This is a genomic window from Arenibacter sp. S6351L (assembly GCF_023016025.1).
In the GTDB taxonomy this organism is placed as follows: domain Bacteria; phylum Bacteroidota; class Bacteroidia; order Flavobacteriales; family Flavobacteriaceae; genus Arenibacter; species Arenibacter algicola_B.
In genome coordinates this window covers 161,379-181,968 of record NZ_JALKBB010000007.1, presented here as the reverse complement: position 1 = coordinate 181,968, position 20,590 = coordinate 161,379, and the positions used below count along the sequence as shown (strand labels likewise).

Here is a 20,590-nt window from a genome sequence, read left to right as displayed (position 1 = left end):
TTAGGTGGCCAAACAACAATTTAATCCTGCGTATCCTTATTTCCTTTTATTCTTTTAGGGGCATATAGATTTCAGCTATCCAATCCAGTTCGTTTCCCCCAAAATTCGGGTTGCTAAAAAATACCTCAACTGGTCTTTCCCTCACCATAATCCCATTTCTTTTGGCATAATCCAACAAGGCGTACCAAGCACGGTCAGAGGTAATATAATTTCCGTTATATATAGCTTTTAACGCCCTAGCACCCTCAAATTTCTTATACTTTATAATATCATTCTGCGGAAGGCTATCACTTTTGATAATTGGATAACAAAAATTATAGGAAACACTGTCCACCTCCCTATTCCAATTGGTAATTTCCAGAAATGGCCTGCCGTTCGATGCTACATTATTGTCCACAAGCACAGTACTTAAAATAGGGTAATTTTGCATCATTCCTTTGGCTTTGCCCACCTGTGAAGCCTTTATAGGGATATAGGCGCAATAGGTATCCGGAAGCAGTTCTATAGTATCCAAAACGGTGACCTTAAATTTCTCCAAATGCTCCGTTAGCACATCGTTGAAGTCCAACATGGTACGTTTGGTACGTTTTTCAAAATCCGTATCCAAAAAGGGAATTTTCAATCTATTCTCCAAGCTATGCTCTGCCTCCTTTATGTAGACCTTTATCTTTGTAGTAGAATCATTAACTGGGGTTATTTTCCATTGATATTGGTATATAGAATCATTGAACTTTAATTGCTGATCAATATTCAAAAAATCTCTTTCTTCCAATAACACATTATTCTTATTGGTATTGCCCCATGACTTTATACTCTGATTGATGGTACCGGGGAATGTCTTGGATATAATGGATACCGAATAATCATAGGGTTTTAAAAACAGATACCAAACCAATGATCCCAAAAATAGGAAAACTACGAAATAAACAATTTTGTTTCTCACTAATTGTAATTTTTTACCGGGTAAGTAATTCTTGAAGCCTTTGGAAATAATATATAAATCCAATCTATAAAAACTACTTGGATACCAATTCCTTATTCCCCTTCATTTCCAGTTTATCCACAATAAATTTGCCCAAATCCCGACCTTGTCCTACCCCTACTTCTACTGCTGCCCTATAATGGATGCCCCCATACATTCTACTTATGGCGGCTTCATCTGCAGCCTGATTAAAGGAAGTGAAACTTCTTATAGGCAGACCATAGGGTATTTCGGTATCGTCATCAAACGCAAAATTATCCCCAAAAATACTGGTCAATGCTGTAGCTGCAGCCCCTGAGACCACGGAGTGTCCACTAGTATACTCAGGAAATGGAGGTGTTTGAAGGACGGGTGCCCAGTTTTCATCTATATACTGATTTATTACGGTTTCCGGACGTATTAAATTAGAGCGGTATTTTTCGTCCCAACAACTTATAAAGGCATCTGCTATGGCCATTGAAGTTTTGGTGTAGGCAAATACGGTTTTGTCAAAATCCGAATTTGTTTTCTCGCAGGCAATTTTGGTAATCCCTATCCAATGGGCCCCTGGAGTGATCTTTTTGGTTGCGAACATTAAATGGCCCCTGGTTACGGAGACATAGGGGTTACAATCCCAAAATTTTGCAATGGCTATTTCTTCCGAACTATCCCCTTTGGCAGTAATCTCTTGGCTAATATCGTACACCTCCTTTACTTCCCTGTAAAAATCGGACCCTTTATCCATAGAAAATGCTGGCGGTGGTGCTGGCACAAATTGATTGGCCGAGTCAATAACAAAGGGCCTTATTTTGCTCCAATGAGGCTCTATACCATCCATATAGGCCGGCGGGGTGGGTTGCCATCGAGAGTTGTCGTCTGTATTAATAGTAAACTTGGGCATAGTCCTGGTCTGCTTATAATTATCCTTGTCCAACCAATCCCCTATGTGCTTTGCCACGGCAAGACCATATTCCTCAGAGTTCTTAAAAATGGTCAAGTTTTTAGCTTGCCAATTTGCATACAAACTATCTCGGTGTACCTCAATCCTATCCTCGGAAAAAATTAAACGCTTACTTATTTCCATATGGGCTATTAGGGCTGCCATTTGATAATTGATAGGCTTGTCCTCCGCTGGTACCGGAATAGGGGTCAAATCTGTTACCTGCCCTACCAATGACTTATAATCACTATTGTTAAGGGCTACAATTTCATATGCCGCTATATTGGGATATGCAAAAATTCTGCTGGCCACTGGAGGAGAAAAAATATCATGGATCATAACTTCCGTAACCTTATGTATAGAATTATGTAAATCCTGAGGAGTAATAACTATTGGCTCCTCCTTTTTGTTGCATGATATTACAACCGCAAATAATACAAATAATCTTAAATATAGCTTCATCTTAACTTTTTTGTCCAAATAATACATAGATCACTATTAATCAAAATATCCCCTGAAAAGGATGCGATAGACCAATTTACCTTTTTATTCGCTCAGGTCATACACCTGGGCCTTGTCATCATTAAAGGTAACCAAGAGGTAGGTCTTACCATTTAAATCTACCATATTCATGTGTCTCACAGATTTAAGCTCCAGTTCCAGGCCTAATTTATTACCCAAAATTACATCATTTTTGTCCTTTATAAGCGCTCCTGAGAAGGAATCCAACCTCCCGTGATATGGCTTAACACCAAAATAGTTCCCCGCTGCAAGAATTTCCGTATTCCCATCTTTATCAAAATCATACTCTAAGAAGGCTCTTATTGGAGCAACCTGTAATTCCGATATAAAGGGAACAAATGAATATTTCCCGTCATTATTCTCCAAATAACCCGATTCTAGCGTATTCACTTCGAGAATGTTACTATTCTTAAGGGAATTTTCATCCAGAATATCCTCTATGGGCTTTCCTGCAAAGGACTTATAGGTCAAAAATTTCTTTCTAAGACCAACCATTTGGGCCGATAGTTCGTCCAATCCTTCCAAAGGATAATACCTGCCATTTTTTTCAGTTGCCACGATAGTCTCTGTACTTCCGTTCTGGTCAAAATCTGAATAAAACATTTTCATTGGATATTTATCCGATGCTTTAAATTTGGTATTGTTTCCCCAATTTCCAAGTAGATAATCCAAGTCTCCGTCCTTATCTATATCAAAGGGGATTATACATTCCCAGAGTCCGTTATAAGGGCGGTCCAAAGGTAAAACTTCCTTTAATTGCCCCTTGTTGTTCTTAAAGAATTTCGGCGACATCCACTCCCCTACCACTATTAAATCCAATACCCCATCATTGTCAAAATCGGACCAAGCGGCATCAGTGACCATCCCTACCTTTTGTAGTTCCTTATTTTCCACAATCGAGAACCTTCCTTGGTCATTCCTTAACAAAAAGGAATTGGGGATATTGCCAAAATCGTTGGTTATGGCATTATTGCCTATAAATAAATCCAAGTCCCCATCGTTGTCGAAATCACTTTCCCGTATTACGGCAGCATTTTCAAAATATTCCGGTAACACACCAGGCTCAAAACCGGTAGTGTTTTGAAGGTAATAACTATCTTTTAAGGGTGGCATTGTATTATAAAAATCCCCGCCTCCGGATCCTATTACAAGATCGGCCATCCCATCTTTGTTCAGATCCGCTATTAGGGCAGTAATATCCTCCTTTATAGAGTCATTGGCAATTTTATCTATTCTCTTTTCCAGATAGGTAGTATCGCCTTGTAAAAATATTCTGGACGGAATGTATTTGGAACCTCCAAAGAACAAATCCTTTTTACCATCACCGTTCAAATCCCCTATGGCCAATGCCGGACCACGATCCGATATTTGATAGGGAATCAATTTCTGTCTGTTGATATCCAGATAATTGTCTTCCTCATGCTCAAAATTGATTCCCAAGTTACCTGTAACCTTTTGGAACATCTTTTTGGAAGTAGGCGTTAGCGTATTATAACTGAAGGGTTTTGTGTTTACCGGGGAAATAACCAAGGTCTGATTGGTGGCCACTTCTTTTATAACTTGAAAGGTCCTATTGGGCCAGACAATTTTTAGGGAGTCTATCTTCTCCTGTTTTCCAAAACCAAAATGGACCATGGGTTCTGAAGAGGCTTGGAACCCTCGAACGGTATATAGTTCCTTGTACTGTAACTTCCCATTTAGATAGGCAAAAACTTTGGTGCCAATACCAAATTTGTTCTTGGCCGTATAATTAAACCTTAGTTTTAAATAATTGGCCTTGGCGTCCGTTTTGTTGATATACAATGCCGCTGGACTGTTAAGGGTATTGGTTATAACATCCAGATCACCATCATTGTCCAAATCTGCCATGGCCGTTGCCCCGGAAATCAAAGTATCCTTTACTGTCCATTTTCCGGACATATCCTGATACTTCATGTCCTCCCCGCCTTTAAAAACATAATTATGGATTACTCCGGACGGCATCATATTAATGGCTTGTTGGTCCACAAGTTTGGTATTGTTTAGCTTGTTTTTTATTTGTTCGTCCGAGGCGAATTTTATAAAGTCGAGGTCGTTGGGCCTTTTGGGAATACCATTGGAAATAAAGATATCCTGTTCCCCATCTTGGTCATAATCGCCAAAAAGCGCACTCCAACTCCAATCGGTCGCTGCAATTCCACTTTGGATCGCTGTTTCGGAATAGGGCGCATTTTGCTGGTTTACAAACAACATATTCCTGGAATATTGGTAATGGTACCCAAAACGGGCCACCCTCAGAATTTGGGTTTGGGTGAGGTCATCCCCCTCTGAAGACTTAAGGACCTTTTCATCTTCGGGAAGCATGTCCAAAGAAATAAGATCTGGCCAACCATCGTGATTAATATCGGCTACGTCATTCCCCATGCTAAATTTGGTAGTATGCCCAAAATAGCTACGCAATTGTTCGGAAAATGTCCCATTGCCGTTGTTGATGTAATAATAATCGTCCTCGTGAAAATCGTTCCCAACATAGATATCCGGATATCCATCCTGATTAAAATCGGCTATGGCAATGCCCAGTCCGTATCCATTGGCGCCGCCATAAATACCTGCTTCCTCGCTAACATCTACAAAAATGCCCCCATCATTGCGCAACAGCTTGTCCCCGGATTGAACATTTCTCTTTTGCCGTACTTCGGCTTTTCCATAAGATTCCTGGGTATGTACGGCATGATTGAGCAGGTACATATCCAAATCCCCATCCAAATCATAGTCCAACAAGGCTGCAGAACTACTGTAGGTATCAAAATCGAGTCCAAATTCGGCAGCACTTTCCGTAAAAGTATTATTACCGTTGTTTATATACAGTTCGTTATGCCCATTAAACCCATTAATGCCCACTACTGCGCAGACGTAGATATCCAGGAGACCGTCCCCATTAATATCTCCCATAATGGCTCCCGTATTCCAGGAGCTTTCCCCAGCAATACCCGCAGTGTCCGTAATATCCCTAAACTTTAGGTTCCCCTCATTAAGGTATAATCTATTTTTAACTTGGTTCCCGGAAAGAAAAACATCTGGCAGTCCATCCCCATTAATATCCCCAATAGCTACTCCACCTCCATTGTAGAAATAGAGATAGTCGAGAATATTCAAGTCATCGGATTCCGTAACGGTATTCTGAAAGTCGATCCCCGTTTCGCTTGGCGATGGGTTCCTGAAAATTTCACCTTCCTTGGGGCCACAGCCCAAGAGAACCACAGCGAATAAAACATATAAGCTACATCTACTCATCCAGTACAAAAACTTTTGGTTTGTTATCATTAATGGCAGCAATTATAAATCGTTTTCCATTGCTGTCCTGAAACCGTTCAATATGCTTCACTTCCTCTTTTATTAAAAACCCGCTTTCATCATAATTTTGCCATTCAAAGTCCAATTTTTCATTTCCCAAAAGTATACTTCCAAAATTGGCATCCAGGCGTGAATATTGAGGTTTGAATTCAAAATTATTACCTCCCATAATAAGGTCCAAATAGCCATCGCCATTAACATCTGCACAGGTAATTCCACAGACGCAGGACAATTGCACGCGCCCTGGTAATTTTTTAATGGTAAATTGTCCTCCCCCTTCATTAATGGCAATTACAGATTCCTGTATGGTACCCTCCTTTACTATAGATTTATCAAAAGTTTCGCCAGAAAACAATTCCCCTATGGTTCTTTTGGCATATTCGGAAGCCTTAAGGTTTTGTTTTTTCAAGGCCACCATTTGGGTGGTCAGCTCTTTCTTTTGGTGAATAGGGTAGTCTTTTCCCTCAAAATTTCGAGTCGTAATTTGTTCTATGGTCCCATTATTATCAAAATCATTGACCCATAATTTCATGGGATTTTCCTTGGAGCAGGAATAGGGCACATTGTTACCCTGATTTCCCAAAATCAAATCATAGTCGCCATCATTGTCCAAATCTTCTGCACTCACTACATTCCACCATCCGGTTAAACTATCCAATGCAGTATTCATCTTGGACAATCTCTTGCCCGAGTTTTTATAGATTACCGGCCTTCCCCAATCCGCCACCGTTATTAAATCTTTCTTCTGGTCACCATCCATATCTACCCAGATAGCGTCCGTTACCATGCCTGCCTGTTTGGTATCGTAGGCAAGACGTTCCGTAGCATCCACGAAAGTGCCGTCTCCCTTATTTTCAAGGAATAAATGGTCTGGATCCAAACCATAATTCCCAACAACACTCCTAGACCCTATAAAGACGTCCATATCCCCGTCACTATCAAAGTCATGGGGCGCAATCACGGCAATATTTTTAAAGGTACTGGGCAAAATTTCAGATGAAGCCTCAAAAACTCCCTTGCCGTTATTAATGTAAAGCCTTGCCCTATAGAGTTTTTCATCCCCTACCTGATTTCCGCCATTACCAACCATCAGGTCCATATCGCCATCACCATCTACATCCAAAAAAGCCGCGGCCGTATCCTCCAGCGACACATCCTTTTCAAAGGCCTTTTGAACGCTGGCCGTTAATTTTCCATTGCCATTATGAAGATAGAGTACCCCGGCCTGATTTGCCCCGCCTCCAATAAAAACATCCTCATTACCATCACCATTAACGTCAGCCACAGCCAAGGCCGGTCCTTCTTGGGAGAGCATTTTAGAGATCAGTCCTTCGTAATCAAAGTCATTGTAATTATTCTCTTTGTGCTGCAATAGCTTGGCATTGGCCAGCTCCTTAAGTAGAGGGTTAACATTGCTTTTATTATTGGGAACAAATATATCCTGGGCCTCAGAATTCTTAAGTGTCAGGAATTGATTGGTTTTAATATTGCTAAATTTTTGGGTACGGTCGTCGGGCCAAATTACCTGCAGGGAATCAATGGAGGTATTCTTGCCCAGGCCAATGGTCATTATATAGTCCACTGAGGATTGAAAACCTCTAGAAGGCATTAATTCCTGTACTATTACCTGATCGTCAAAAAAAAGTTTTACTGTGGCCCCAATGGCAAATTGGTTCCCATCCTTGCCTTCAAACTTTAATTTAAGATAATTATTTCCGGACTTTTTTTCACTGTGATTCTCATATACAAAAGCCTCCATATTTACATTATTGACCACAATATCCAGGTCCCCATCATTATCAAGGTCACCGTAAGCCGCTCCATTGGACATACTGGGCAATTCCAAGCCCCATTTTTTGGTTTCATTGGAAAACGTAATGTCCCCATTGTTCCTATACGCGTAGTTAGGTTGGGGAGCAATGGGCATTTTGGATATTATGGAATCTATGGATTGTTTCTCCCCAGTAAGTGCCATTTCCTGGATAATCTCGTTAGCAAAGAAGTCCACAAAATCCAGATCCGTAAGATCGTGGTTTATACCATTGGTTATGTAAATATCCTTTAAACCGTCATTGTCCATATCGAACAAAAGTCCGGCCCAACTCCAATCGGTCTTGGCAACACCGCTGTAATAGGCCACCTCGGAAAACGAATTATTTCCGTTATTTAATTGCAAGGTGTTTTGGATGTACTGCTGGTAAAAATCCTTGCTCTGCTTTAGTTTAAAAACGTTGTAGCCTTCAAACTCCATAACCGATTTCACCCTTTGGTCCCCTTCCGGTAGCATGTCCGTAATAAAGATATCCGCATAACCGTCATTGTTTATATCGGCCATATCTATTCCCATGGCAGATAAACTTAAATGAGAGGTCCATTCTTCAATTTCTTCTTTAAAAGTGCCATCTTTTTGATTGATATAGAGGTAATCCCTTTCATAAAAATCATTTGAAACATAGATATCCGGATACAGATCCCCATTGATATCACTGACCATTACTCCAAGTCCAAAGCCTATTAAACTTCCATAAATACCAGCCTTTTCACTAACATCCACAAACTTGCCGTTGTCATTTCTAAGAAGCATATCCCCCACTCCTTTAAAGATATCCGGTACTCCTGCCCAATCTTGGGCCCTTACCTCGCGCTGTTCCGCATAACCCAGACTACTTACTGGCACATTACTGTTATTTAAGATGTAGGCATCAAGATCACCGTCCTTATCGTAGTCAAAAAATGTGGCATGGGTAGAAAAACCGGTCTTGGCCAAATTATATTCAGCTGCCTTCTCGGTAAAAGTAAGATCTCCATTATTTATGTAAAGGTCATTGTCATGGTTATTACCCTCCATGTTACCTGCATTACTTACATACAGATCCAACAAACCATCATTATTAATATCTACCATGGTTACTCCGGTAGACCAAGGTTTATTTCCCTGCACCCCGGCTTTCTCGGAAATATCCTCAAATTGGAGATTACCTTTGTTCAAATAGAGTTTATTGGGAACCATATTCCCGGTAAGATAGATATCGGGCAGGCCATCGTTATTAATATCGCCAATCGCCACTCCCCCGCCATTGTAGAAATTTCTATACTTAAAAATATTAAAGTTTTTCTGGTTTACCACCTTGTTTACAAAGTCGATACCTGTTTTTTCCGAAGCTAATAAAGAGAATAAGGTATCCTCATTATGTTCGGCCTCTTTATCAACTTCTTTTTTTGGGGAACAAGACCCCAACAATAACACTCCCATTAAAATAAGGCTTCCCCTTATAATAAGATTCCCCATATATCTTTGTGATTATTTTTCGAGACAGCTTTAAAATCCAATAAATGTATTTTACGCCTATTTACCATTTTTAATTATAATCCATTTTCCGATATTTTTTCCAGCCAGCTAGGAAAGGTAAATTCCATAAAACACATGGCCTTTTTGGACCTCCTTTTAAAAGATTTAAAATCGTTATAAAAGCTGGTTTCCAAAGGGAAAAAACCACCCTTTAAAAATTAAGGCCAAGATAACCAAAGTTCAATAAATTACAGGTGTAGGCACTGTTAATAATTGATATTTTTTTGCGCTTTACCGATAGAATTTTGATATGCCTGAAAATTGCATTTTGTGATAAAGTGAATATCCATGCCATATATTATAAATAATCCAATATATTTAGCCCAACAATCAATTAAACTCGATTTTATAATGTTAGGAATTCTTTCTTTCGTAGGCTTTACCCTTTTAGTGGCCCTTATTGCCTACCTAGCTACCCGAAAAACTGATGAAAGTTCCTCTGACGGTTATTTCTTGGGGGGCAGAAGCCTTACCGCCGGAGTAATCGCAGGTTCTTTACTTTTAACAAATCTTTCCACAGAACAAATTGTAGGTCTTAACGGAAGTGCCTATACCGATGGTCTATCGGTAATGGCCTGGGAGACCTTGGCGGCAATTGCCATGGTAGTTACGGCCGTTTTTTTATTACCAAGGTATTTAAAAGGAGGGCTTACCACCATTCCCCAGTTTTTGGCAAAAAGATTTGATGTAACCACAAAAACCATAACTTCAGGCCTCTTTTTAACAGGCTACGTAGTAGTTCTTTTACCCGTTATCCTATATTCCGGATCCGTGGCGATCAGTGGCATGTTCAATGTTCCCGAACTTTTGGGGGTTTCAGATTCAACCGCCCTGGTATTGTGCATTTGGGGTATTGGAGTCATTGGGTCTATTTATGCGGTTTTTGGCGGACTTAAGGCTGTTGCTGTTTCGGATAGTATTAATGCCGTTGGACTCATTATTGGTGGAATCTTAATACCCATTTTTGGATTGATGGCCATAGGGGACGGAAATATGTTTACGGGTCTTGATAATTTAATTACTTCGGATGCCGCACGATTTGACTCTACCGGTGAAGCCGGACAGGAAGTACCATTTTCAACGATTTTTACAGGTATGATGCTAGTGCAACTTTTTTATTGGGGCACCAACCAACAAATTATTCAAAGGGCCTTGGGAGCCAAAAATTTGGCCGAGGGCCAAAAAGGATTATTGTTGGCCTCTTTTCTAAAGATTCTGGGACCCTTAATTTTGGTATTGCCCGGAATGATCGCCTACTATTATTTTGATGGCGGTTTGGCTTCAAGTGACCTTGCCTATCCAGAATTGGTACGTGCCGTATTGCCAAAACCTTTGGTCGGATTTTTTGCGGCTGTATTGTTCGGGGCCATTTTAAGTTCCTTTAACAGTGTGCTCAACAGTTCGGTAACCCTGTTCGGAATTGATATATACAAACAACATATAAATAAGGAAGCCCCTGAAAAAACAGTGGTTAAGTATGGAAAGATATTTGGAATATGTTTGGCCTTGGCCGCCATGTTCATAGCTCCGATGATCGCCAATGCCGGAAGTTTGTTCAATTACCTACAGGAAATAAACGGTATATACAGTATTCCAATTTTCACCATTATTGTAGTAGGGTATTTAACCAAAAGAGTCCCTGCCATTGCGGCCAAAATCGGCATCTTTTCCGGATCATTATTATATATTATAAGTCAGTTTATCCTCAAGGGCAAGTTTGTAGAAAATGCCTTGGAAGCAGCCAAGGCGTCGGGCATTACGGACCCTGCCGCATTGAAATTAGTAGAGGCAGATGCCTATCCACACTTTTTGCACATTATGGCCATATTGTTTATTGCCAATACAGCGATAATGCTTCTTATAGGAAAATTTTTCCCTAGAAAAGAAGCCTTTGAATTGGAATACACTAAACAAGTCTCTATTGAACCCTATAAATATGTAAACCATGTAGGGATTGCTATATGCGTTATAGTAGTAGGGATCTATATTTATTTTGCCAAATAGTTATCCGGCAATAGAGCCAAACACCTTTACCACATAAAAAGAGGGCTGTTCAAACGAACAGCCCTCTTTTTCAATATACACCTAAAATAAATTTTTAGTATCCTGGGTTCTGAACCAAATTAGGGTTGGAAAGCAATGCAGTTTCCGGAATGGGGAAAAGATTCAAATTGGGATCTCCACTTACCTCCTTTAAACCCCAAGGGGCGGTAAATTTATCAAATCGAACCAAATCGTTCCTTCTCCAAAATTCTATATATAGCTCCCTACCGCGTTCTGCCAATAATATATCCTCTGTAACACTGGGCAAATTAGGGGTGTTGGTCCTAGCTTGACGCAATTCATTGACCATTGAGGTTATATTCTCTCCCATACGCATCATGGCCTCGGCCTTCATCAAATGGGCATCGGAATATCTAAACAGAATCTGGTGCTTTCTAAAAGAGTTTATTTCTCCCCCGTCATTCGGGTGATATTTAAGAATTCTGATACCATCGGCTTCTCCATTTCCTACCAAGGAAGTCAATTCCTTTTTCAGTATTAGATCTCCTCCCTGTCTATTTTTCAATTTAGTCCCGTCTTCATTGTACTGCTGATTGATCAAAAAGCCGTACCCAAGACCTAAATTAACATTATTGGCATTGGAAGCATCCGGAACCCAACCTCTTCTTTCTTCTTGGCCATTGCCCACATAATTGCTATTGGGATCACCTTCAAAAGAATCATAGAATTCGGCCAATGTTGAAAATCCGTTCCAGCCACCACCAGTATTATCCGGGGAGTTCATATTGTAATGCATACTATTCCATATCCTCGCGCCAATATCGCTATTCAAATAGAAAATAGTCTCAATATCATCCGAGGATTCGAATATTTGAAAATACCCCGTTTCTATTCCAAAGCCCAAATCCGCAATATCATCAACAGCATCTATTACTTTTTGCATATTGGCATCTTCAACAGCACCCCCGTTATAGATATGGGAATTAAGGTATAATTTGGCTAAAAGAAAATTCGCTGCAGCCTTAGTAGCAGTTCCCGTATTGGCGGTACCTGGACTACCATCGGGCAAGCCCGGCAATGCTGCCAATAAATCAGACTCCACAAAGCTGAAAGCCTCACTTCTGGTCAAGACCTTAGGATTAATTTCCGGACCTTCATCCACTTCCCTAAAAGGAACGGATCCAAAAAAGTCCATCAGAAAAAACATATTGAATGCCCTTAGATATTTGGCTTCCGCCAATACTGCAGCATCCGGATTACTTTCTATAATCTCTGAAGCCCTAAATACATTCTGATTTAAATTGTTCCAGGCATTTTTAATAAATAAATGCGCAGGGGTCCAAGTATGGGTATGCAGCTGTCTCCATATCCCATTATCGCCCCAGTCCGTTCCACGAGTTGGTATCAAAAGCTCATCCGTAGTAACTTCGGACATGGCGTACATGTTTTCTTGAGTTGCAAAATCGCCACCCACTTTGTTATAAAGGTCACTAAGTGAGGAGGCCGGATTGGCCACTGGTGTAAATCCGCCACTGGTCGCCTTAGTTATGATCGAATCCGTTTCTTCTATCTCCAGGTTGGTACAGGCAACAAGTCCTACCAGCACAAATATGGAGCCGAAAACGGGTTTCATATATTTTTGTATGTTCATAATGCTATGATTAAAAAGTTACGTTAAATCCTAATGTGTATGTTCTTGGTCTTGGGAAGGCACTATAATCGATACCCGCTATAGGTAGACCATTTAGTAGAGCGGCACTTGCCGGCGCCACACTAACCTCTGGATCAAGACCGGAATAATCGGTAATCACAAAAAGGTTCTGACCGGTAAGACTAAGTCTCATAGACTTGAACAAGCCATCCTTTAAGGGAACGTCATACGAAATAGAAGCTGTTTGCAGTCTCACAAAATCGCCTTTCTCCAAGAATCTAGTAGAAACCGAAGCTTCTGCAAATCTACCTTCCTGTCCTGCCAATTCCACCACATTCTGGGTTACATTATTACCACTACCAATGGCACCTCCGGTAAAAAAGGCGTTGGCGGTATTGTTGTAAATATAGTTTCCAAATTGCCCATTAAAATACATGGATGCAGACCAGTTTTTATAACTGGCAGAGGTAGAGAAACCTCCTGTGAAATCCGGTAGGGCACTTTTACCCACGAACTGTTGGTTATCCACACCACCCTCATGCACAGGGTTCCCATTGGCATCGAAACCTGTAAACTCCCTCAAATAAAAGGAATACAAAGGTTGTCCGGAAGCCAAGCGTTGGGCAAAGGCGTTGGACAGACCAGCACCGCGAATGGTTCCCGCTGCAATCTCTCCGTCGAAATCCGTAATTTCATTTTTATTATAGGCCACGTTAAAACCAGCAGTCCAATCAAAATCATCTCCTTGTAAGATATCGTAATTTAGGGAGAATTCAGCTCCTTGGTTCAACACAACAGCATCCAAATTTTGGAAAAAAGTGGGCTGTGGGGAAGGCTGGGCCGCTTCTATATTAAGCAGTAAATCCCTAGTTTCCTTGCGATACACATCAACCGATCCGCTAAAACGATCATTGGCAAACCCAAAATCCAGACCTACGTTATATTGGGTAGTTTCCTCCCATTTTAGATCAGGATTGGCAAATTCCACGGTTGTAATACCAGGAACGTTTACGTCTCCACCATCACTGATATTAGGATCACCATTAATCGTAGTGGAATATCGTTCCCTACGCGCAAAACGGCCATATCCCAAACCATCCTGGTTTCCTGTAATACCGTAGCTCAACCTAAGTTTTAAGGTAGACATTGCGTCCCCCATAAAATTTTCTTCATTGATCTTCCAAGCAAAAGCTGCGGAAGGGAAAATACCATATCGGTTATTTTCACCAAAACGTGAAGAACCATCGGCCCTGACCGTTGCAGTAAACAAATACTTACTTGCTATACTATAATTGGCCCTGGCAAAAAAGGATTGTAACTCGTCCGTATTGTCGAAGGTATTTGTGAAAATAGATTTCACAGGAATACTTACCTCTCCCAACTTATCAGTTTCCGGTGTTGGAAAAAGCCTATTCACAAAAAGATCGGCATCACCCCCGGTGGCATAACCATATTGCTGGTAAGAGCCTGTTATCATAGATTCTATCTTACTCGCGGCATCGGTTAAATTCCTGGCCATGGAGTTTAAATTGGTTGTGGAATAACCCCAACCTTCAACATTTCTACCTTCCGTATTAAAATCCTGATAGGAGAAACCTCCTAGAACATCCAATACTGAATTATCGAACTCTTTTTTATATGACAAGGTCAATTCCAATAACCTATTCTCCAAATTAAGGTCATTTAAGGTACCTCTACCATTACCCCCGGCACCACGGCCTACATTAAAGGATTTACTGCCCAATTCAGCTTCACGCGTAGAATTGGATTTATCGTAACCTACGGTAGCCTTGGCCGTTAAGTCTTCCACAATATCATATGAGGCCGAAAAATTGACTAGAAAACGATCGGTAAAGGTTAAACTTTGCCAGTTCTCCAACAAGTTCAATGGGTTGATCCTATCCCCTGGGTTGAAAGTGCTGTTGGCTGGCCAGGTAGGATTGGCAGAATAAGCTGCACCCAACATATCCCCAGTAGACCCTGCACTACCACTTAATGGTGGTGCCTCGTCATTTACCCGTGAAAGTGTAGTTTGCAAATCCAACCTTAACTTATCCTCAAACAGCCTTTGGGAAAGATTTATTCTTCCTGTGACCCTCTCCTGTGAGGATTTTGGGACTATCCCGAATTGTTTCCCGTAATTAAATGTAGCTCTTACGTTGCCCGATCCATAATTTTGGGAGTAGGCAAGGTTGTTATTGGTCGAAGATGAATTTCTGGTGACCAATGATTGCCAATCCGTATCATTCCCTAAATCGGTAGCAGTTCCACCAAAGGCAGAAACAGCAGATAGGAATTCGCTCCTATTCAATAAATCAAAATCATTGGCCGGTGATGAAAAGCTTAGATCGGAAGAAAACTCCCAAGTACCTCCCTGTGCACCGCCCTTACCACTCTTGGTAGTAATAATAACCACCCCGTTGGCACCTCTGGAACCATAAATGGCCGTTGATGAAGCATCCTTTAAGATACTCATGCTTTCAATATCATTTGGGTTCAAAAAGCTAAGTGGGTTTCTGGCCGAACTAGACCCTACACCTATATCCGTACCTTCAGAAGAACTACCTCCAGAAGGAAGCGGAACACCATCTACCACGAACAAGGGATCGTTATTGGATCTAACCGAAGAAGTACCCCTAATCCTGATGGCAACACCAGAACCTGGTTCACCACTTCCTTGGGAAATTTGAACCCCAGCGGTTTTACCCTGAATTAATTGTTCGGGAGATGAAATAACCCCTCCGTTAAAATCCTCGGAAGTTACTGCGGAAACCGCACCTGTGGCATCCTTGACAGTAGTAGTACCATAACCAATGATAACTACCTCGGCCAATGCCTGTGCATCTTCTTCCATCATTATATTAAGAGTGGTCTGGTTACCTACTACCACCTCCTGTGTTTTGTAACCGATATAGCTAAAAACAAGGGTGGAACTTGCATCCACATCACTAATGATAAAATTTCCATCAAAATCTGTTTGTGCGCCATTGGTAGTTCCCTTTACCACGACACTGGCTCCCGGTAAGGGGCCAGTAGCATCAGATACCGTACCTGATACTTCTTGAGCCGATGCTAATCCAAAACACAAAAATGTTCCAAATAGCAAAAAGCTTTTTAGTAATTTAAGCTTCATACATTGTTAGTTTTAATTGAGTTAAAAAAAAAATTGAGTTTACTAATTCATAAAATTTCTTGTTCCATTATCGAAGATAAATAATATTATCTCCATTTATTGTTATATTTCTATTTTTAACGCTAAAAATTTAACTAAAACGTTTTCGTAAAATTTTACATTTAAGTGACTATAAACAAAGCGCAAAACAACCGATCACCATCCTTTTTGTGATTTCCGAAATGTTAAATATTGTACGAATATACACCATTTTTTATTTCAATGGTATTTTGACCAAAATATGTACTATTTAAACAAATATCCAAAATAGATTTCACTCCTTACCTGAATATACTATTTTTACATCTTGTAATTTATTATTCCAATTTGTGCCCAACCAGCGCAAATGCTTTTGTATTTTTACTAGTATATTCACTTGAAAAAAAAACACCTTTGAAAAGAAAAATCACCCTCAAACATATTGCAAGGGAATTAGGGGTTTCCATTTCTACGGTTTCCAAAGCTTTGAAAAATAGTGAGGAAATTGGATCGGACACTAAAGAGAAGGTCCAGGCTTTTGCCAAACTATACAATTACAAGCCCAATAATATTGCGATCAGTTTAAAAAACAAGCGCACTAAAAATATTGGGGTTATAATTCCGGATATCGTACATCATTTTTTCACCACAGTTTTCAGGGGAATTGAAAAATACGCCAATGCCAAAGGCTATAATGTTATTGTCTGTGTCTCCGATGAATCTTTCGACAAGGAGGTCATAAATATGGAATTGCTTGCCAATGGAAGTATAGACGGGTTTATTATGGCCCTTTCCTCCGGCACACAATTGAAAAACGACTACAACCATTTAAAGGAAGTTACAGAACAGGGCATACCCTTGGTATTATTTGATCGTGTTGCGGAGGATATAAAATGCGACAAGGTAATCATCAATGATAAAAAGGGCGCTTATAATGCAGTCACCAAATTCATAAAAGACGGCAGGAAAAGAATAGCCCTAATTACTTCAGAGGACTATATAAGTGTAAGTAGGGAAAGAGCTGCTGGTTATAAGGAGGCATTGTTGGACAATAACATAGAATATAATGAAGATCTGATATTAAAATTTCCTTCCATGGAAATCAATGAAAACCTAATCGAAGACTTCTTTGAAAGGGAAAAAGTAGACGCCGTGTTGAGTGTAAACGAAATATTTGCCATTCACAGTATGCGCTACGTACAAAGTAAAGGCTTAAAAATTCCTGAGGATATTTCCTTTATTGGTTTTACAGATGGGCTTCTGTCCAAATACGCCTCCCCTGGGCTAACCGCTATTGCCCAACACGGTGAACAAATGGGAGAAATAGCCGCAGAAATACTTATAGACAAGGTAGAAAACGATATGGAGGAGGAAACCTACGTTACAAGAATTTTGGAACCTACATTGATAGAACGGGGATCAACCGTTAATTAGGAACCAAAACACTTCGTTACGAGGTCTAAATTATCCAATTATTGCACGAAATTTGGCCATATTGCCCTCTGTCCAAAACTACAGGCCGCCTATGGTTATTTCCCCAACAATAAACACCTCCTTTTATGTGCCGGCCAAATTTTAATTAATATCTTAAACCAATGAAGAAAACTGGATTTATATTTGATTTGGATGGTGTTATTGTGGATACTGCCAAATATCATTATCTGGCCTGGAGAAAATTGGCCAATGAATTGGGATTTGAATTTACACAGGAACAAAACGAACAATTTAAAGGGGTAAGTCGTAAAAGATGCTTGGAAATCCTATTGGAAATTGGGGGCATAAAGGCATCGCAAGAACAGTTCAACAAATGGCTGGTGGAGAAGAATGAGGATTATTTGTCCCTTATAGAAAAAATGGATGAATCGGAAATTTTGCCAGACGTCCAAAAGGTACTGCAGTTTCTTAAAAATCACAGCATGCCAATAGCCTTAGGGTCCGCCAGCAAAAATGCCCGTCCAATTTTGGAAAAGGTAAAATTAATGGATTATTTTGATGTCATTGTAGATGGCACCCACGTAGCCAAAGCCAAACCCGATCCCGAAGTTTTTTTGATAGCCGCAAAACAATTGGGGGTTCCTCCAGAGGATTGCGTAGTCTTTGAAGATGCGGTTGCCGGAATAGAGGCCGCCAACAATGCAGGAATGCTGAGCATAGGCATTGGGGAAGAAAAAGTGCTTTCCGAGGCAAAATTTGTGTTTACAAATTTCACGAAAATGGATGATAAATTCCTAAATAGGCTATTAGAATAAACTCCGTGACGAACATTCACAATAATTAATTAATTTGGTGTCTTTCTATTTGGAACCTGATATTGATCATCAAACCCCATTGCGATAACCGAGAAACACTAGCACAATGAATCAAGATTATATAAAGCCCGATAACTGGTCTATCATAGAAGAAGGATTTGAAAAAGAAAGAGTAAAATCCTCCGAAAGTTTATTCAGTCTTGGAAACGGCGCCATGGGGCAACGCGCCAATTTTGAAGAGAAATATACCGGACCCACTTTTCAAGGAAGTTATATTGGAGGGGTATATTACCCGGACAAAACACGTGTAGGATGGTGGAAGAACGGCTATCCGGAATACTTTGCCAAGGTGTTGAACGCTCCTAACTGGATCGGGATCAACGTCCTTATTAACGGCGAAACTTTAGACCTGAACACCTGTAAAAATGTACAGGATTTTCGCAGGGAATTAAACATGCAGGAAGGGTGGTATACACGTAGCTTTAAGGCTACTTTGCCCAATGATACCATTATAGAAGTAAAGATTACCCGCTTCCTTAGTTTGGACCATGATGAAGTAGGTGCCATTAAATACCAAATTAAGGCGATAAACCAGGATAGCGCCATGGCCTTTCACCCCTATCTTGATAGCGGGATTACCAATGAGGACACCAATTGGGACGACCAATTTTGGAATACCACAGGGGTTACAACGGACGGTTCACAAGCCTTTATCGAGGCCCATACCATGAAGACCAATTTCGCTACCTGTACTTTTATGGAATCCAAATTGTTCCATAACAATGAATTGGTATTGGAAAAACCGCTGGAAGCCTTATCAGAGACTACTGTAGTACATCAATTTAAAAAGGACATTAAAAAAGGAGACACCCTTACCCTAATAAAATTTGGCGGATATACTGTCTCTACCAATCATAAGCCCAATGAACTGATATTGGCAGCCAAAAAAGTTTTGCAAAAAGTAACCGAAATAGGTTTTGAGGCCCTGTTGGAGCAACAAAGGATATCATGGTCCAAAATCTGGGAAATGAGCGATATTACCATTGAGGGCGATGTAAAGGCTCAACAGGGAATTCGCTTCAATATTTTTCATTTAAACCAAACCTATCTGGGCAGGGATTCCAGACTTAATATTGGCCCCAAGGGATTTACTGGGGAAAAATACGGAGGAAGTACCTATTGGGACACAGAGGCTTACTGTATTCCCTTTTATATGGCCACCAAAAATAAAAAGGTAGCAAGAAACCTATTGACCTATAGGTACAACCATTTGGAAAAGGCTATTGAAAATGCCAGAAAATTAGGTTTTGTAAATGGAGCGGCCCTATATCCCATGGTAACAATGAACGGGGAGGAGTGCCATAACGAATGGGAAATAACCTTCGAGGAAATACATCGTAATGGGGCGATAGCCTTTGCCATTTACAATTATTACCGTTTTACAAGTGATTATACCTATATCCCGGAAATGGGGCTGGAGGTCTTGATCGGGATTGCCCGCTTTTGGCATCAAAGAGCCACATTTTCTACCCAAAAGAACAAATATGTAATTCTTGGGGTCACGGGTCCCAATGAATACGAGAACAATGTAAACAATAACTTTTACACCAATTATATTGCAAAATGGTGCATTAATTATGCGCTTCAGGAACTACAAAAAGTTAAGGACGGCTATCCAGACGATTATCACAGAATTATAGGAGTAACCAAACTTTCAGAAAATGAGACAGAGGCCTGGGCCAAAGTAGCGAAAAAAATGTACTTTCCCTTCGATGAAAAATTGGGCATTTATTTACAGCAAGATGGCTTTTTGGACAAGGAACTAATCCCTGTAAAGAAATTAAACCAAAAAGAACGCCCTATTAACCAGAAATGGAGTTGGGACAGGATTTTAAGATCCCCGTACATAAAACAGGCAGATACCCTACAGGGATTTTATTTTTTTGAAGACCATTTTACCACAGAAGAACTGGAAAAGCATTTCGATTTTTACGAACCTTTTACCGTCCATGAATCTTCCTTATCCCCATGCGTTCATAGTATTCAGGCTGCAAAGCTGAACAGAATGGACCAGGCATATGCTTTTTATCTCCGCACTTCCAGATTGGATTTGGACGATTATAATAAAGAAGTAAAGGAAGGACTCCATATTACATCCATGGCAGGCACCTGGATGAGCATCGTGGAAGGCTTTGGAGGTATGCGGATATTGGAAGACAAACTATCCTTTACCCCAAGAATACCAAAGCAATGGAAATCCTACTCCTTCAAGGTGAATTTTAGGAATAGAATTCTAAAGGTGAAGGTTACGGAAAACGAAACCACATTTGACCTTGAAGGCACGGACGAAATGTCTATTAGGGTAAACGGAAAACGTGTAGTTTTAACCGCTGGCAGGAAAACCTATTCCCTGGTGAATTAAGTTCAAAG

Annotated in this window: 10 protein-coding genes; 4 read left to right on the top strand and 6 right to left on the bottom strand. The window is 40.4% G+C overall.

Annotation, left to right across the window (positions count from 1 at the left end):
* Nucleotides 1–46: 46 nt before the first annotated feature.
* The 4 genes from MWU82_RS08275 to MWU82_RS08260 all read right to left on the bottom strand — a co-directional run bounded on the left by MWU82_RS08275 (nt 47) and on the right by MWU82_RS08260 (nt 9,045).
* Nucleotides 47–943, bottom strand: a complete 897-nt coding sequence (locus MWU82_RS08275) for an AraC family transcriptional regulator (protein WP_247096063.1) — start codon at nt 941–943, stop codon at nt 47–49.
* A gap of 73 nt (nt 944–1,016) precedes the next feature.
* Nucleotides 1,017–2,363, bottom strand: a complete 1,347-nt coding sequence (locus tag MWU82_RS08270) for a vanadium-dependent haloperoxidase (protein WP_215949452.1) — start codon at nt 2,361–2,363, stop codon at nt 1,017–1,019.
* An 84-nt stretch (nt 2,364–2,447) separates the two neighbouring features.
* A complete protein-coding gene (locus tag MWU82_RS08265; RefSeq protein WP_247096061.1) occupies nt 2,448–5,696 on the bottom strand; it encodes a VCBS repeat-containing protein in 3,249 nt (1,082 codons plus the stop codon).
* Nucleotides 5,689–9,045, bottom strand: a complete 3,357-nt coding sequence (locus tag MWU82_RS08260) for a VCBS repeat-containing protein (RefSeq protein WP_215949454.1) — start codon at nt 9,043–9,045, stop codon at nt 5,689–5,691. The genes MWU82_RS08265 and MWU82_RS08260 overlap by 8 nt, the downstream gene beginning before the upstream one ends.
* A 411-nt stretch (nt 9,046–9,456) precedes the next feature.
* Between MWU82_RS08260 and MWU82_RS08255 the strand changes: the two genes are divergently transcribed.
* Nucleotides 9,457–11,109: a solute:sodium symporter family transporter gene (locus tag MWU82_RS08255; protein WP_215949455.1), complete on the top strand. Its 1,653-nt coding sequence runs from the start codon at nt 9,457–9,459 to the stop codon at nt 11,107–11,109.
* 94 nt (nt 11,110–11,203) lie between these two features.
* Here MWU82_RS08255 and MWU82_RS08250 read toward each other — a convergent pair whose 3' ends face one another.
* Together MWU82_RS08250 and MWU82_RS08245 are read right to left on the bottom strand one after the other, a co-directional pair.
* Nucleotides 11,204–12,760 carry a RagB/SusD family nutrient uptake outer membrane protein gene (locus tag MWU82_RS08250; RefSeq protein WP_247096059.1) on the bottom strand — a complete coding sequence of 519 codons (1,557 nt, stop codon included), beginning with the start codon at nt 12,758–12,760 and terminating at the stop codon, nt 11,204–11,206.
* A 10-nt stretch (nt 12,761–12,770) separates the two neighbouring features.
* Nucleotides 12,771–15,893, bottom strand: coding sequence for a SusC/RagA family TonB-linked outer membrane protein (locus MWU82_RS08245; RefSeq protein ID WP_247096057.1), 3,123 nt, complete (start codon nt 15,891–15,893; stop codon nt 12,771–12,773).
* 432 nt (nt 15,894–16,325) lie between these two features.
* On the opposite strand from MWU82_RS08245, the gene MWU82_RS08240 reads away from it, so the two are divergent.
* The 3 genes from MWU82_RS08240 to MWU82_RS08230 all read left to right on the top strand — a co-directional run bounded on the left by MWU82_RS08240 (nt 16,326) and on the right by MWU82_RS08230 (nt 20,582).
* On the top strand, nt 16,326–17,345 hold the full coding sequence (locus MWU82_RS08240; RefSeq protein WP_215949458.1) for a LacI family DNA-binding transcriptional regulator: 1,020 nt from the start codon (nt 16,326–16,328) through the stop codon (nt 17,343–17,345).
* Nucleotides 17,346–17,506: 161 nt separating this feature from the next.
* Nucleotides 17,507–18,160 carry a beta-phosphoglucomutase gene (pgmB, locus tag MWU82_RS08235; protein WP_215949459.1) on the top strand — a complete coding sequence of 218 codons (654 nt, stop codon included), beginning with the start codon at nt 17,507–17,509 and terminating at the stop codon, nt 18,158–18,160.
* Between the two features lie 106 nt (nt 18,161–18,266).
* Nucleotides 18,267–20,582 carry a glycoside hydrolase family 65 protein gene (locus tag MWU82_RS08230; protein WP_247096055.1) on the top strand — a complete coding sequence of 772 codons (2,316 nt, stop codon included), beginning with the start codon at nt 18,267–18,269 and terminating at the stop codon, nt 20,580–20,582.
* Nucleotides 20,583–20,590 lie beyond the last annotated feature (8 nt).

Coding starts and splice junctions, on each gene's coding strand:
- MWU82_RS08260 (WP_215949454.1), bottom strand. CDS start 9,045: ATGGGGAATCTTATTATAAGGGGAAGCCTTATTTTAATGGGAGTGTTA.
- pgmB (WP_215949459.1), top strand. CDS start 17,507: ATGAAGAAAACTGGATTTATATTTGATTTGGATGGTGTTATTGTGGAT.
- MWU82_RS08270 (WP_215949452.1), bottom strand. CDS start 2,363: ATGAAGCTATATTTAAGATTATTTGTATTATTTGCGGTTGTAATATCA.
- MWU82_RS08255 (WP_215949455.1), top strand. CDS start 9,457: ATGTTAGGAATTCTTTCTTTCGTAGGCTTTACCCTTTTAGTGGCCCTT.
- MWU82_RS08250 (WP_247096059.1), bottom strand. CDS start 12,760: ATGAACATACAAAAATATATGAAACCCGTTTTCGGCTCCATATTTGTG.
- MWU82_RS08230 (WP_247096055.1), top strand. CDS start 18,267: ATGAATCAAGATTATATAAAGCCCGATAACTGGTCTATCATAGAAGAA.
- MWU82_RS08265 (WP_247096061.1), bottom strand. CDS start 5,696: ATGAGTAGATGTAGCTTATATGTTTTATTCGCTGTGGTTCTCTTGGGC.
- MWU82_RS08245 (WP_247096057.1), bottom strand. CDS start 15,893: ATGAAGCTTAAATTACTAAAAAGCTTTTTGCTATTTGGAACATTTTTG.